We start from the raw sequence: 14022 nt of genomic DNA on the forward strand, positions 1-14022 counted from the left end.
GGTCACATGGTGACACGGCCCAGTTCCGACGAGTGTCCATGTCACACCTCGAAGGGCTACGTCGTCAACAGGCTACGGAAGCCCGGGGCCACCCCGGGGACGCTTGACGACCCTCCGGGGAAGAGACCATGACGATTACCGATAATCGAGAAGAAACCGCGGAACCGCCCCTGCAAAAGGGGGTGTTCGTCCGGGTCGGGGGTTTCGCCTACCGACGTAAATGGGTCGCCGTGATCCTGTGGGTGGTGGTCCTGTTCGGCGTGTACGGCGTGGCCACCGCCGTGGGCGACACCTACAAGGACGACATGTCCCTCCCCGGCACCGAGGCGCAGGCCGCCGCCGACCTGCTGGCGGACCACGGCGCGGAGCGCGCCGGGGACACCATCGACATCGTCCTGCACGACGAGGGCGGGCTCGCCCAGGTGCAGCAGCGGGTCGACCCGATGCTCGCCGAGGTCGCCAAGCTGCCCAACGTCGGCGGCGTCCAGAGTGTCTACGAGAACCCGAACGCCATCTCCGAGGACGGCACGATCGGCTACGCCACCGTGCAGCTCGAGGTGCCGTCGGTGGACATGCCGGTGGAGGACACCGAGAGCATCCTCGACGCCGCGCAGGAGATCGAGGGCGAGGGGCTCCAGGTCGAGCTGGGCGGTGAAGCCGTCCGGGCGCTGGCGGAGGGCGAGACCGGCGTCGGCGAGATGGTGGGCCTCGTGGCCGCGCTGGTCATCCTGGTGCTGATGTTCGGCACCTTCATCGCGGCCGGCCTGCCCATCGTGATCGCCCTCTTCGCGGTCGGCTCGACGGTCGGCGTCATCATCCTGGCGTCGCACCTGTTCACCATCGCGTCCTGGACGCCACCGGTCATGTTCCTCGTCGGCCTCGGCGTCGGCATCGACTACGCGCTGCTGATCTTCGCGCGCTACCGGACCGAACTCGTGAAGGGCGTGGAGCCGGAACGGGCCACCATCACGGCCATGGACTCCGCGGGCCGGTCGGTGTTCTTCGCCGGCTGCACCGTCCTGCTGGCGCTGCTCGGCCTCACCGCCCTCGGGCTCGGCTCGATCCAGGGCATGGCGCTGTCGGTGGCACTGACCGTGCTGATGACGATGATCGCCTCGCTGACGCTGCTGCCCGCGCTGCTCAGCATCTTCGGCAAGCGCTTCGCCCGCCAGTTCCTCGCGCGGGCCGAGAAGCGCAAGGCCAAGGGCAAGTCCCACGACGGCGAGCGCTGGCGGAAGCTCGCGACGGCGGTGCAGAAGCGCCCGCTCGCCGCCCTGCTGACGGCGGCGGTGCTCCTCGGCGCCCTCGCCTTCCCGGCGCTGAGCATCCGCCTCGGCTTCAACGACGCGGGCAACGACCCGAGCGACTCCACCAGCCGGCAGGCGTACGACCTGCTCTCCGACGGCTTCGGCCCCGGGTTCAACGGCCCGCTGCTGGTCGTGACCGACGGCGGCGACGGCAGCGCGGAAGAGGCCGCCACCGCGGCGGCGCAGACGCTGGGCGAGACCGAAGGCGTCGCGGCCACCGCGCCGCCGATGCCCACGCCGGACGGCGAGGCCGCGACGGTCCTCGTCTACCCCGTCACCTCGCCGCAGGACGAGGAGACCACGGAACTGGTCGGCACCCTGCGCGACGACGTGCTGCCGGGGCTGACGGCGGACAACGGCGCGGAGTACCTCGTCGGCGGAGGCACGGCCGCGTCCGAGGACTACGCCGGCAAGCTCGCCGACCGGATGCCACTGTTCATGATCATCGTGGTGGGGCTCGCGATCATCCTGCTGATGGCGGTGTTCCGGTCGATTCTCATCCCGCTGAAGGCCGCCTTCCTGAACCTCCTCAGCATCGGCGCCGCGCTGGGCGTGATGAAGCTGGTCTTCCAGGACGGGCGGTTCGGCTTCGAGGGCGGACCGATCGAGGCGTACGTGCCGGTGATGATCTTCGCGATCGTCTTCGGCCTCTCGATGGACTACGAGATCTTCCTGATCTCCCGGATGCACGAGGAATGGGTCAACTCCAAGGACGGCGACCCCTCACGCGCCGTACGGGAGGGTCTGGCCCACACCGGCTCGGTGATCACGGCGGCGGGCTCGATCATGATCGTGATCTTCGCGGCCTTCATCCTCAGCCCGACACGGATGCTGCAACAGTCGGGCTTGGCCTTCGCGGTGGCGATCTTCGTCGACGCGGTCATCATCCGATGCATGATCGTGCCCGCGGCGATGGAGCTGATGGGCAAGCGTGCCTGGTGGCTGCCGGCGCCGCTCGCGAAGATCCTGCCGAAGGTGGAGCTGGAGAAGCACTGACGGTTTCCGGCTCGGAGAGCCGGAAGCCGAGGGCCCCGCCGGTCGTCGAAGGACGACGGGCGGGGCCCTTTGCCGTACGGGGACGGGCGCGCGGGACGCAGCCGCGCGTCATCGGTGAGCGGATCGGCGAGCGCGACGTGCCCGTACGCGACCCGCGCCCGCTCACCCCTTGCGCGTACTCGGCTCCCACAGCGGCAGCATCGCGTGCCGCACCTCCGCCAGCAGCTCCCGCATCCCGGTCTCCGCGTCCCGCGGCCGGCCGCCCGCGACCGCGTCGGCGACGGCCTCGTGCAGGTCGAGGGCCGCGGGCTCGGGGTGGTGGGGCATGAGGCCGAGCTGGGTACGGCCCTGGAGGACGACGGCGACGACGTCGGCGAGCGCGCCGAACATCTCGTTGCCGCTGGCCTGGAGCAGCAGGGTGTGGAAGGCGATGTCCGCCTCCAGGAACCGGTCGAGGTCGCCGGCCTCGCCGAGGGTGCGGAGGGTGGCGGCGATCTCGGTGGCCCGCTCGCGCTCCGCGGCGGAGGCGCTGCGGGCGGCGGCACCGGCGGCGAGCGGCTCGACGGCGATGCGGAGTTCGGTCAGCGAGCGGAGCTGGGCGTTGCGCCCGGGCCCGGAGAGGCGCCACCAGATGACGCGGGGGTCGTAGACGTTCCACGAGGCGCGGGGCTGGACGGTGATGCCGACCCGGCGGCGGGAGCGGACCAGGCCCATCGACTCCAGGATCCGCATGGTCTCGCGGGCGACGGTGCGGGAGACGCCGAAGCGCTCGCGGATCTGCTCCAGGGTGAGCACGTGGCCCTCGGGGAGGGCGTCGCCGGTGATCTCCTCGCCGATGGTGTCGAGGACGGAGCTGTGCAGGACGGCGGCGTCGGTGGCGGGGGGCGGCGGGGACGCCCTGTTCTCCCGCTTCCCATGGCCAACGCCCCGTAGCTCCACCGCTGAAGAGTATCCCGGGCAGGGCTCTTCCCCGTTCTCGCGCATTGGTGCTACCTTTCCCCGCGATTGGTAACACCATTCCAGGGAGGTTCTTCATGTCCCCGCCTTCCACGCCCGGGCCGGCCACCCCGACCACCCCGGGCACCCACACCGGGCTCGTGGTCATGGGTGTCTCCGGCGCCGGCAAGACCACCGTCGGCCGGCTCCTCGCCGACCGGCTCGGCTGGGCGCTCGCGGAGGCCGACGACTTCCACCCCCGTACGAACATCGAGAAGATGCGCGCCGGCACCCCCCTCACCGACGCCGACCGCGAACCGTGGCTGCGGGCGATCGCGGCGTGGCTGGCGGGGTGGGCGGACGCGGGCGAGAACGCGATCGTCACCTGCTCCGCACTCAAGCGCGCCTACCGCGACATCCTGCGCGAGGCCGGCCCCCGCGTCCGCTTCGTCCACCTGCACGGCGACCACGACACCCTCGCCCGCCGACTGGGCGGCAGATCGGGCCACTTCATGCCGCCGGCGCTGCTGGATTCGCAGTTGGCGGACCTGGAACCGCTGACGGGGGACGAGGACGGGGTGGCGGTGGACATCGGGGGGACGCCGGAGGAGGTGGCGGAGGAGGCGCTACGCCGCCTGGACCTGCCACGGCTCCCACAGCACCGCTGACGCCGCCCTCGCAACGCACCTCCCTGCTCGACCCGCTCGACTCTCCCCGACCCGCTCGACCACCAACCCCGGCCGATCCCCCCGACCCCGGCCGACCGACCCGTCCCCTCAACCCCGACCGCAACCCCGTCCCCGTACCCGAGAAGCGATGGAGCTTTTCCGATGACGACGGTGCATCTGTCCCAAGAGGTCGAAGACTGGACCCAGACGATGTCCGCGGGCCCGCTGCTCGCGATAGCCGGCGCGGCCGTGGCCGTGCTCCTGTTCCTGGTGATCTACCTGCGCGTGCACGCCTTCCTCGCGCTGGTCACCATCAGCATCCTCACCGCCTTCGCCGCCGGCATCCCGGCCGCCCAGGTGATCCCCGTGGCGACCGACGGCTTCGGCACGACGCTCGGCAGCGTCGCGCTACTGGTCGGCCTCGGCGCGATGCTGGGCCGGCTGGTGGAGGTCAGCGGCGGCGCGCAGAGCCTCGCGGACGCCATGATCCGGAAGTTCGGCGAGGACCGCGCCCCGTTCGCGCTCGGCGTCGCGTCGCTGATCTTCGGCTTCCCGATCTTCTTCGACGCCGGCCTCGTCGTGATGCTGCCGATCGTCTTCACCGTCGCCCGCCGCCTCGGCGGCGGCGTCCTGCGCTACGGGCTGCCCGCCGCCGGCGCGTTCTCCGTCATGCACGTCTTCGTGCCCCCGCACCCCGGCCCGGTCGCCGCCACCGAGCTGCTGGGCGCGGACGTGGGCCTGGTCGTGGCGATCGGCGTGGTCATGGCCATCCCGATCTGGTACGTCACCAGCTACCTCTACGGCCTGTGGATCGGCGAGAAGATCGTCCTCCAGGTGCCGGACATCCTCACCGGCGGCCCGCAGGAGGACAAGGACACCGACCCGCCGAGCGCGGCCACCGTCATCGGCCTGCTCATGCTCCCGCTGGCGCTGATCTTCACCAACACCGGCCTGGACACCGCCCGCGCCGCGGGCTGGGTGGAGGACACGGAGTCCTGGTACAACGTCGCCCGCGCCCTCGGCTCGACGCCGGTGGCGCTGCTGCTGACGGTCTTCGTCGCGTCGTACGTCCTGGGGACGCGCCGCGGCAAGGGCCTGGAGATGATCGAGAAGCTCGTCGACTCGGCGCTCGGCCCGGTCTGCGCGATCATCCTCATCACCGGCGCCGGCGGCATGTTCGGCGGCGTCCTGCGCGCCAGCGGCATCGGCGACGCCCTCGCCGACGCGATGAGCGACCTCGGCCTGCCGGTCATCGTCGTCGCGTACGTCGTCGCCACCGCACTCCGCATCGCCCAGGGCTCCGCGACGGTCGCCCTGACGACGGCCGCGGGACTGATCCAGCCGGTGGTGCTGGACGCGGACTACAACGCGGTGCAGCTCGCGGCGATCGTGCTGGCCACGGCGGCGGGGTCGGTCACGGCCAGCCATGTGAACGACTCGGGGTTCTGGCTGGTGGGCAAGTTCTTCAACATGGACGTGAAGACCACGCTGAAGACCTGGACGGTGATGGAGACGACGATCGGCCTCTCGGCCTTCGGCCTCGCCTCGCTCCTCTTCATCATCGCCTGACCCCGGCGCCCGCCGGGGTCCCCGCGACGGCCCGCCGGCCGCGCGCGAGGGCTGGGCAGGAATCGTTTTGGCGATCTCCCCCGCCATCCCATATCCTGCTGGAGCCCCCGAGCGCAGCTCAGCCAGCGCCCCGGCGGGCCGTCGGCCCTCATCGTCTAGTGGCCCAGGACGCCGCCCTTTCAAGGCGGTAGCACGGGTTCGAATCCCGTTGGGGGCACCCACACACCAAGGCCCTGACCAGCAGCTACGTGGTCGGGGCCTTGCCGTCGGCAGCACGTGGCCGCAGTCGCAGAACCATGGCCTCGTACACGGGGGCGCAGGCACCGGGCTGCGATGTGCCGAGCTTCCGGTAGCCCCACGACTCGTACGCGGCCCGCGCCGGCGCCGCCTCGGGCTCCGGCCGCACGGTGAGCGTCACCCGCTCCACCGCCAGCCCGTCGAGGAGCGCGGCATGCAGCCGGCGGGCGACCCCCTGTCGCCGCCAGGGCTTGCGCACGGCCAGCTCGATCACGGCGAAGGTGCGCTGCCCGTCCTCGGCGGTGAAGTCGGCCGACGGGGGCCGAAGGAGGTTGCGCCACCAACCGGTGTCCGGCGGCAGGCGGAAGCCGTAGGCGAAGCCGACGACCTCCTCGCCGCCGTCGACGGCCAGCACCACCCGGAAGCCGGGCCGCCCGGCCTGGACGGCGAACAGCCCGGTGAAGTCGGCGACGTCCTCGGGGCCCTCGCGGTACGGCGGCTCGACGTAGACCTCCCGGTACGCGGGCAGGAAGCTCCCGAGCTTCTCCGCCGCCGCGGCCCCGTCGTAGCACTGCACCGTCACCTCAGCCATGCGGCCCTCCTCACCGGACATATGCGGCCAGCGCCTCGGATGTCTCGCGGGCGACGGCTGTATCGGCCGCATCGAGGAGGTTCCGCACTTCCACGACGCGGCGGTTCACCCGCTGGGACTCGACCTCTGCCAGTTGCTCGAGCGCACCCATGGCCTCCGCGGCACCTTCGTCGACCTCGCGGGTTTTGATGAGGCCGCGGGCGAGCGTGAGTCGGTACAGTGCCCGGTTGCGGCCGTACGCCCGGTCCTGGTGGGCCAGGGCGGCGCGCAGGAACGGCACCGCGGCCGTGTGCCGGTCCTCGTCGGCGTACATGAGGCCGTGTGCGTACTCCAGCTCGGCCGGGCCGTGGAAGGCTGCCCACTCCGGCGGCGGTCGGCCCCGGTCGGCGCGTTCGACCAAGCGCATTGCCTGCGAGAGCCCTTGCCGGGCGGCCCGGCCGTCGCGCATCACCGCCAGCGCGCGGGCTTCTCGCGCAGCGATGAGGGACAACAGCACCGGCGATGCCATGCCTTCGGCGCGCTGCCGCGCCGCGCGGGCGAGGTTGTAGCCGTCCCGGGGACGTTCCTCGTAAGTGGCCTGCATGGACAGGGACGCCAGCACCAGCACCTCCAGCGACGCGTCCCGGAGCATGGTGGCGGTGGTCAGCGCCTCGCCCCAGTAGTGGCGGGCCGACTCCTGGTCGTCGGCGTCGTAGGAGAGCCAGGCGCATTGTTCGGCGGTTTCACCGCCGAGCAGTTCGAGTTGGCGGCCGATGCTGACTGGATAACTGCCGGTGTTGATCACACGGCGGATGCGGCGAAGGTGCCGGGCCGCGAGCGAACGTACGTCCTCGCCGCCGTAGGCGTCATCGAGGGCGTACAGCGACCGCAGACCTTCGCGTAGCTCTTCCATGTGAGCGGTGCCTACGGCGTCGGAAGTGGAGGTGACGAGCGCAAGCCCGGCCGCAGCGCCGAGGGTGTCGGCGACGAAGCCGCGGCGGGCGACCCCCGCCGCCCGGCTGTGCCCCCCGGCTGCGGTGTCCGCCGCGTCGGTCGGCTCCGGACCGGGGAAGCCCAGTACGAGAGGGCTGATACCGAACATCGCGTGGAGCACCCGCCAGGCACGGGATCTCGGGCGCGGGGGGTGGGGCTTCCGCCACCGGCGCAGTTGCCGGTCTGTGATCGTCACCGGCTCCCCGATCAGAGCGGCGGTCTCCGCGAACACCCGTAAGAAGCGGCCGGGCGTCGCCCAGCCCCGTTCCGCACACGCCTGTTGAAAGTCCGTCTGGTCAGTCATATAGCGCCCCTGGCCGTGCTGCTGGCACCACACCGTAGTAGCGGACGTTCCCGGTGAACGTCCGCTACGAACGTGAAAGTCCGGCCCGGGGTCCGCCCCTGTGTCCACCGCGCAGCCGCATGCGGCGATTACCTGGGCCCATGGCCGTCAAGCACGAGGCGCCGTCGGCGCCTGAACGCCCCCTGATGACGCTGCGCGTCTCCCACGACAACGGCAGAACCTGGGAGCCGGAAAGGCGCTTCTACGCACGCGACTGCGAGCCGCCTCTGTTCAGCATCAGCATGCCGCCGTGCCGCTGCCGCCGCTGCCGTGGGGAGCGGTGACCGTGTCTGCCTCCGGGGACCGCATCTCTATGAGCGATCCAGTCCACCTGCCGGGTACATGGCCCATCCCCGACGCCACCCCGGTCCCCGGGTGCGGGCGGTGCGCCGAACTGGCCGCCGCTCGCGCAGCGGCCCGTGCGTCGGGGGATATGTCGGCCGTCAGCGATGGCAACGTTCTCCTTCGCAGACACCCCCACTGAAGGCCAACGGTCAGCGGGGGGTGAGGGTCATGCGGATGTCTTCGGCGGCCCAGAGTACGAAGCGTTCGATCGGCGTGACCGTCTGGTCCGGGGCCAGTTGCAGGTGGAAGCGCTTCAGCAGGGTGGCCAGGACCAGCTTCGCCTCGACGAGGGCGAGGGCGGCGCCCTCGCAGCTCCGTGGGCCGATGCCGAAGGGGATGTAGGCGAGGCGGTGGCGGGCCGCGGAGGCTTGCGGGGTGAAGCGGTCCGGGTCGAAGCGGGTCGGGTCCGGCCAGTGGTCCGGGTTCATGTGGACGGCCCAGAAGGGGTAGAAGATCGTCGTGCCCGCGGGCAGGGTGTAGTCGCCCAGGCGGAGTTCGGCGGTGGTTTCGCGGGCGCCGTACGGGCCGGGTGGGTACAGGCGCATCGACTCGCGGAGGACCGTGTCCAGGTAGGTGAGCCGTTTCAGGTCCGCGTAGGTGGGCGTGGGGCGGGGGCCGAGGACCCGGTCCAGTTCCTCCGCCGTGCGGGCTGCCGCCTCGGGGTGCTGGGACAGCAGGTAGAGCGCCCAGGAGATGGCGACTCCCGTCGTGTGCTGGGCGGCCATCATCGTCATCAGTACCGTGTCGCGTATCCGCGCGGGCGACTCGCCCGCCGCGACCAGGGCCGCGATCATGTCGCTGTGGTCCGCCGCCGCGGCGGTGTCCCGCTCCCGGTGCGCCGCGAGCACTTCGTCGACCGTCGTACGCAGGGAGGCCAGGGCCCGGTCCGAGCGGGCGCGGCGTTCCTCCGCGGGGCCTGCCGCGTCCACCTGGTAGAGCCGCGCCAGGTAGTCGGTGAGCAGGTCCTCGAACGCCGAGACGACGCGCCCCGCGGACTCCTCCGACGCCAGGCCGCTGCCCAGCGCGAACTCGCAGACCATCTGCAGCGACAGCCTGCTGAGGTCCTTCTGCAGCTCTACGGGCCCGTGCGCCGCCCGCTCCGCCCAGCGGTCGGCCATCGCCGTCGTCAGCGCCGCGAACTGCGCGAAGTGCGCCTCGTGCGCGGGCCGTCCGGCCAGTACCTCCAGCATCACGCGCCGCCACGGCCCGTGTTCGGCGGCCGGGAGCGTCTGCAGGTTGCCCGACTCCTGGAGGGGCTGCAGGAACGCGAAGAGCTTCTCCGGCCGCTTGTCGATCTCCGCGGTGGCCTCCAGCAGTACGGGGTCGGCCACCGATACCGCCATGTCGGCGCCCGGTAAGGGGAACCGCACCAGCGGGCCGTACTCGGCGTGCAGCTTCAGTTGATAGGTGTGCAGCCCGCCCGCCGCCGCGATCGCCTTGACGCCCTCGCTCTCGCTCGCGGCGGCCGGGCCGGGGATCCGTTCGATGCCGTGGTCCGGCATGGCATTCCCTCTCGTCGGTGGGGCACATGGTTCCACGTAGGCGACGACGGGGCAGGAGGCCGAACCGGGGGCGTATTGCCGTACTAATGTGGCGGACGTCGAGAGGAGCGCAGTGTGACAACGGAGGGCTTCCGTTTCGAGGAGATCGACGTCAGCAGACCGCATCCCGCGCGGATCTACGACTACCTGCTGGGCGGCAAGGACAACTACGAGGTCGACCGCCAGGCCGGCGAACAACTCGTCGCCGCCGCCCCCGAGGCGCGGATCGGGTTGCGCGCCAACCGGGCGTTCCTCCAGCGCGCCGTCCGCCACGTCGTCGCCGGCGGCATCCGCCAGATCCTCGACATCGGTACGGGCCTGCCCACCGCCCCGAACGTGCACGAGACCGCCCAGGAGACCGCGCCGGACACGCGCGTCGTGTACGTCGACAACGACCCCATCGTCCGCGCCCACGCCGACGCGCTGCTCAGCAAGGCCGGCGCGACGAGCATCGTGCAGGCCGACGTCCGCGACGTGCGGTCCATCCTGGACCACCCCGACGTCCGCCGGGTCATCGACTTCGACCGGCCGGTCGCGGTGTTCCTGGTGGCCGTCCTCCACTTCCTCACCGGCGAGGACCGGCCCCGGGAGGTCGTCGCCACCCTGCGCGACGCGCTGCCGTCCGGCAGCTTCCTGGTGCTCTCGCACGCCACCGGCGACTTCGCCGACCGCACCGACGCGCAGGCCGTCTACAACAAGGCCACCGCGGGCCTCAACCTGCGTACGTACGCGGAGATCGAGCCGTTCTTCGACGGCTTCGCCCTGGCCGAACCCGGCCTGGTGCAGGTCCCGTTCTGGCGCCCGGACATGCCGCCGCCCGAGCGGTACCGGGAGATCGGCATCTACGCGGGCGTGGGCCGCAAGGACTGACGGGGGCCGAGCGCCGCTGTCAGACCCCTGGCCTACCTTGGCGGGATGCGCGCTGACACCCCCCGTATCGACCGCCCCGCAGACCTCGACACCGTCCGCTCGTCCTATGACCATGTGGCCGACGACTACGTCCACTTGATGCAGACGACGGGCATGGGCGACATCCGCCGGTACCCCTGGCTCAAGGCCGCGGTCGACGTGTTCGCCGACACCGTGGGCGACTCGGGCCCCGTCCTCGACGTCGGCTGCGGACCTGGCCAGGTGACCGCGTACCTTGCCGAACGCGGTCTTGACGCCTCCGGCGTGGACCTCTCGCCCGGCATGATCGAGAACGCCCGCCGGCTGCACCCGCAGTGCCGATTCAGCGTCTCCTCCGCCACCGATCTCGAACTCGCCGACGGGTCGCTGGCGGGCGTGCTCGGGTGGTGGTCGCTGTTCAACCTCCCGCGGGACGTGCTGCCGCAGGTGCTCGGTCTGTTCGCGCGGGCGCTGAAGCCGGGCGGGCACTTCCTCACCGGGACGCACGTGGGGGAGGGGGATCTGCTCCGGACGGAGGCGTACGGCAGGGAGGGCGTGCGCTGGACGACCCACAGGTGGCGGCCGGAGGACTTCGTGGGCCTGATCGAGGCTGCGGGGCTGCGGCCGGTCGCGGAGCTGCGGCTGCCGGGCGACGGGCAGACCGGGCCGGGTGTGGTGGTCATGGCGAAGAAGCCGGAGGCGTAGGACCCGCGGAAAACCCGGCGACACCCCATGACCTCGCGCGATAGCGTCCGCAACCATGTCTCATGTCTTCGAACGCCCTCCCCTCCTCGCCGGCGAGCACACCTCGCTCACCGGCTGGCTCGAACTCCAGCGCCGCATCCTGCGCTGGAAGTGCGAAGGACTGAGCGAGGCGGACGCGCACCGTTCCGTCGTCCCTACGTCGCCGCTGATGACCATGGCCGGGCTCATCGTCCACATGCGCTGGACCGAGCACACCTGGCTCGACGTCCTCTTCCTCGGCGGGGACAGCTCGCGGAACCCGGCTTTCGACGAGTCCGCCGAGGAGGACGCCGACTGGTTCACCGAGGGTGTCACCCTTGCGCAGGTCCTCGCGGACTACGAGGCCCAGTGCGCCCGTAGCGACGAGATCATCGCCGCCGCCTCCCTCGACGACGTCGCCCGCCACCCCGACTTCCCCCGGAACCACGCCAACCTCCGCTGGATCCTCATCCACCTCATCGAGGAGACCGGACGGCACGCGGGCCACGCGGACATCGTCCGCGAACTCATCGACGGCACCAAGGGCTACTACTGACGCGGCACGCACCGCCGCGCCGCACCGCCTCACCGCCTCACCACCGCGACGAACCGGGGCAAGCCGCATTCGCGGAGCCGCCTCCCGCCGGCCGGTGGTCGAATGTGACCACCGTTCTCCGTCTGAAGGGGCGCCCCCACGTGACCACGATCTTCACCGTGTCCGTCGACTCCGTCGAAGACCGCACGCTCCGCGGGAGGGTGCACATCGTCAATCCCGACGTGCCCTTCGTCCCGGAGGAGAGCGTCTTCCCGCTGTCCCTCCTGGCCGACGCCTGGGCGAAGCTGGACAACGGGTATCTGCGCAACGAGGACGGCGAGGACGGGGAGCGGTACCCCTTCACCGAGGAGCGGGGCAGGGACATCGCCGCGGGGATGCGGCTGAAGGACGAGTTCCCGGATCTCTTCGCACTCATCCTCGGCAAGGAGATACGGGTCACGAAGGACGGGTACCTGCTCGCCGACGACGGCAGGACCGTCCTCGAACCCAGGCGCAAAGCCGAAGAGGTGTACAAGCTGAGCGGGGGCAGCCGTCCCGGCTGTTCGGTGTTCACCTCCGGCGACGCCGAGGAGTTCTCCCGCCGCGCCGCCGCCATCGTGACCTCGTACGACATCAGCCCCTACCGGAACGTTCCGCTGCTGAGCGAGGTGGCCGCGGTGCGGGATCCGGACGAGCCCCGGGACCCCGCGGAGCCGGACGGCCCGGCCGACCTGGACGACTACGACGTGTGGGATCTGTTCGGCGACCACACCCTTGCCGAACTTCCGTACGCCGACATCGTGCTGACGGTCAGCGACGCGGGCTACCTGGAGCACATGGCGCCCGGCATGCGCTGGGAGACGACCATGACCGGCCATGTGTGCTGACCCGGGCGGAGGGCCGGAGGGAGCGGCATGACGGGATCACGGGCCCACCTGACCCGCGACGGCCTGCGGGTGCGGATCGTCGTCCAGCAGGTGCGGGTGGCGGGTAAGGAGTACCGCGTGATCCGGCCGGCCGAGCCGCTGAAGAACGGGGCGCTCTACAAGAACCGGCCCCACTACGAGATGTACGTCGACCGGACGGACGGCAGGCGCATCGGCACCCTGTGGCTGCTCGCGGCCCGGTCGCCGCACTCGCTGGTCTATCTGCCGATGCGTACGACCCGGGCGGTGCCCGGTATCGGCGACGACGGCGCGCGGCCGCTCGACCTGGTGCTGGCACCCCGCACCGCGCCGATACGCCCTTCGCGCTGGAAGCGCGTACGGGAGCAGCTCCGCGCGGGCGGCGCCGCCCGGGAGGTGCACACGGCGCGCATGCCGGAGCGGGACCTACCCGGCCTCGATGCCCACTGCCCGCTTCCCGACGACCCGAAGGCGGCGGGCACGTACGTCCTCCGCAAGGACCTCTACGCCGAGACGCTGTTGCTGACGGGCGGTGCCGCGGCCTTCCGGGAGGGGGCCAAGGAGATATTCGCCGTCACGAAGTACGGACCGCCCGAGGCGGCGGGGACCCGTCTCTACATTCCCGGTGCCTGCAACTACCACGTCTGCCGGCCCGTCTACGACTGGGACCTGGATCCGCGGAACTGCCGCGACTGGGAGCAACTGCACGTGGAGTTCTGCCCGCGATGGGCACGATGACCCGCCGCTTGCGGGGTGTGCGAGCCGATGTCAGTCCCCGTCGCTAGGCTCCTGCCGCATGACCATGATCTTCGACGTCTTCACCGAGGCGACCAGGGGAACGACCCTCTCCGGCACCGTGCAGTACCGCGATCCCGACAACTACGGGTTCGACCAGGGGCCCGCGTTCGGGCTCCAGCTCATCATGGACGCCTGGGGCGAGGGCGGCGACTTCGGGGCCGGGCCGGTATCGGCCGAGACCGAGGCCGAGTTCAAGGAGCTCTTCGAGCTGTACTTCGGCCCCAAGGCGTGGATGGACGAGGACGGCTATCTGCTGGAGGACGGCTCCACCGAGGTGCGGATACCCCGCGTGAAGGCGGAGGAGTTCTACAAGGACCGCATCGATCCGTACGGCGGGCGGGGCTCCTCGGACGGTGTCCGCTACATCTGCCTCACGCCGGAGCCGGGCGCGTTCGCCCGCCGTACCCAAGAGATCATCGTCTCCTGGAAGATCGAGGAGGACGACGAGGATCCGGCCGACGCCGACCCCGACGAGCGCGAGGGGACGTCCGCCTTCTTCACGCTCGAAGTGAGCGACCCCCGCTATCTGGAGCACTTCGCCAAGAACGCGTTCTTCCAGACCACCTTCACCGGGCACCTCCCGGGCGAGTAGCCCGCCCCGCCGGACGTACCGACACCGCGCATTCGTCCCCGACCGACCCGGGGGCGAGGGCGCGGTGTCCGCGCA

At 71.2% G+C, this 14022-nt stretch carries 13 protein-coding genes and 1 tRNA gene; 10 read left to right on the plus strand and 4 right to left on the minus strand.

What is annotated here, in order from left to right; genetic code table 11:
* Positions 1-128: 128 nt before the first annotated feature.
* Complete coding sequence (locus ACFYVJ_RS12300; RefSeq protein ID WP_388889574.1) at positions 129-2303, plus strand: MMPL family transporter; 2175 nt, start codon at positions 129-131, stop codon at positions 2301-2303.
* 162 nt (positions 2304-2465) lie between these two features.
* Here the strand turns inward: ACFYVJ_RS12300 and ACFYVJ_RS12305 are convergent, their stop codons facing one another.
* The gene (locus ACFYVJ_RS12305; RefSeq protein WP_388889577.1) at positions 2466-3242 is read right to left on the minus strand and encodes a FadR/GntR family transcriptional regulator; all 777 of its coding nucleotides are present in this window, start codon (positions 3240-3242) and stop codon (positions 2466-2468) included.
* Between the two features lie 95 nt (positions 3243-3337).
* On the opposite strand from ACFYVJ_RS12305, the gene ACFYVJ_RS12310 reads away from it, so the two are divergent.
* The 3 genes from ACFYVJ_RS12310 to ACFYVJ_RS12320 all read left to right on the plus strand — a co-directional run bounded on the left by ACFYVJ_RS12310 (position 3338) and on the right by ACFYVJ_RS12320 (position 5693).
* Entirely contained in the window at positions 3338-3907 is a 570-nt protein-coding gene (locus ACFYVJ_RS12310; RefSeq protein WP_388889579.1) for a gluconokinase, read from the plus strand.
* 162 nt (positions 3908-4069) lie between these two features.
* Positions 4070-5476 carry a GntP family permease gene (locus ACFYVJ_RS12315; protein ID WP_388889582.1) on the plus strand — a complete coding sequence of 469 codons (1407 nt, stop codon included), beginning with the start codon at positions 4070-4072 and terminating at the stop codon, positions 5474-5476.
* A 144-nt stretch (positions 5477-5620) separates the two neighbouring features.
* Positions 5621-5693, plus strand: a tRNA-Glu gene (locus ACFYVJ_RS12320).
* 27 nt (positions 5694-5720) lie between these two features.
* On the opposite strand, the gene ACFYVJ_RS12325 is transcribed toward ACFYVJ_RS12320, so the two are convergent.
* The 3 genes from ACFYVJ_RS12325 to ACFYVJ_RS12335 all read right to left on the minus strand — a co-directional run bounded on the left by ACFYVJ_RS12325 (position 5721) and on the right by ACFYVJ_RS12335 (position 9467).
* Complete coding sequence (locus ACFYVJ_RS12325; protein WP_388889585.1) at positions 5721-6305, minus strand: GNAT family N-acetyltransferase; 585 nt, start codon at positions 6303-6305, stop codon at positions 5721-5723.
* Between the two features lie 10 nt (positions 6306-6315).
* Positions 6316-7581: a hypothetical protein gene (locus tag ACFYVJ_RS12330; RefSeq protein WP_388889587.1), complete on the minus strand. Its 1266-nt coding sequence runs from the start codon at positions 7579-7581 to the stop codon at positions 6316-6318.
* A 533-nt stretch (positions 7582-8114) separates the two neighbouring features.
* Positions 8115-9467, minus strand: a complete 1353-nt coding sequence (locus ACFYVJ_RS12335) for a cytochrome P450 (protein ID WP_388889590.1) — start codon at positions 9465-9467, stop codon at positions 8115-8117.
* Between the two features lie 114 nt (positions 9468-9581).
* Between ACFYVJ_RS12335 and ACFYVJ_RS12340 the strand changes: the two genes are divergently transcribed.
* The 6 genes from ACFYVJ_RS12340 (at position 9582) to ACFYVJ_RS12365 (ending at position 13947) form a co-directional block, all read left to right on the plus strand.
* Entirely contained in the window at positions 9582-10376 is a 795-nt protein-coding gene (locus tag ACFYVJ_RS12340; RefSeq protein WP_388889593.1) for an SAM-dependent methyltransferase, read from the plus strand.
* Between the two features lie 45 nt (positions 10377-10421).
* On the plus strand, positions 10422-11099 hold the full coding sequence (locus ACFYVJ_RS12345) for a class I SAM-dependent methyltransferase (protein WP_388889597.1): 678 nt from the start codon (positions 10422-10424) through the stop codon (positions 11097-11099).
* Between the two features lie 55 nt (positions 11100-11154).
* Complete coding sequence (locus ACFYVJ_RS12350) at positions 11155-11673, plus strand: DinB family protein (protein WP_388889599.1); 519 nt, start codon at positions 11155-11157, stop codon at positions 11671-11673.
* Positions 11674-11813: 140 nt separating this feature from the next.
* A complete protein-coding gene (locus ACFYVJ_RS12355; protein ID WP_388889602.1) occupies positions 11814-12539 on the plus strand; it encodes a hypothetical protein in 726 nt (241 codons plus the stop codon).
* Between the two features lie 27 nt (positions 12540-12566).
* Positions 12567-13295 carry a hypothetical protein gene (locus ACFYVJ_RS12360; RefSeq protein ID WP_388889604.1) on the plus strand — a complete coding sequence of 243 codons (729 nt, stop codon included), beginning with the start codon at positions 12567-12569 and terminating at the stop codon, positions 13293-13295.
* A gap of 58 nt (positions 13296-13353) precedes the next feature.
* Entirely contained in the window at positions 13354-13947 is a 594-nt protein-coding gene (locus ACFYVJ_RS12365) for a hypothetical protein (protein WP_388889607.1), read from the plus strand.
* Positions 13948-14022 lie beyond the last annotated feature (75 nt).

It is taken from the genome of Streptomyces sp. NPDC004134 (assembly GCF_042874195.1).
Lineage (GTDB): Bacteria > Actinomycetota > Actinomycetes > Streptomycetales > Streptomycetaceae > Streptomyces.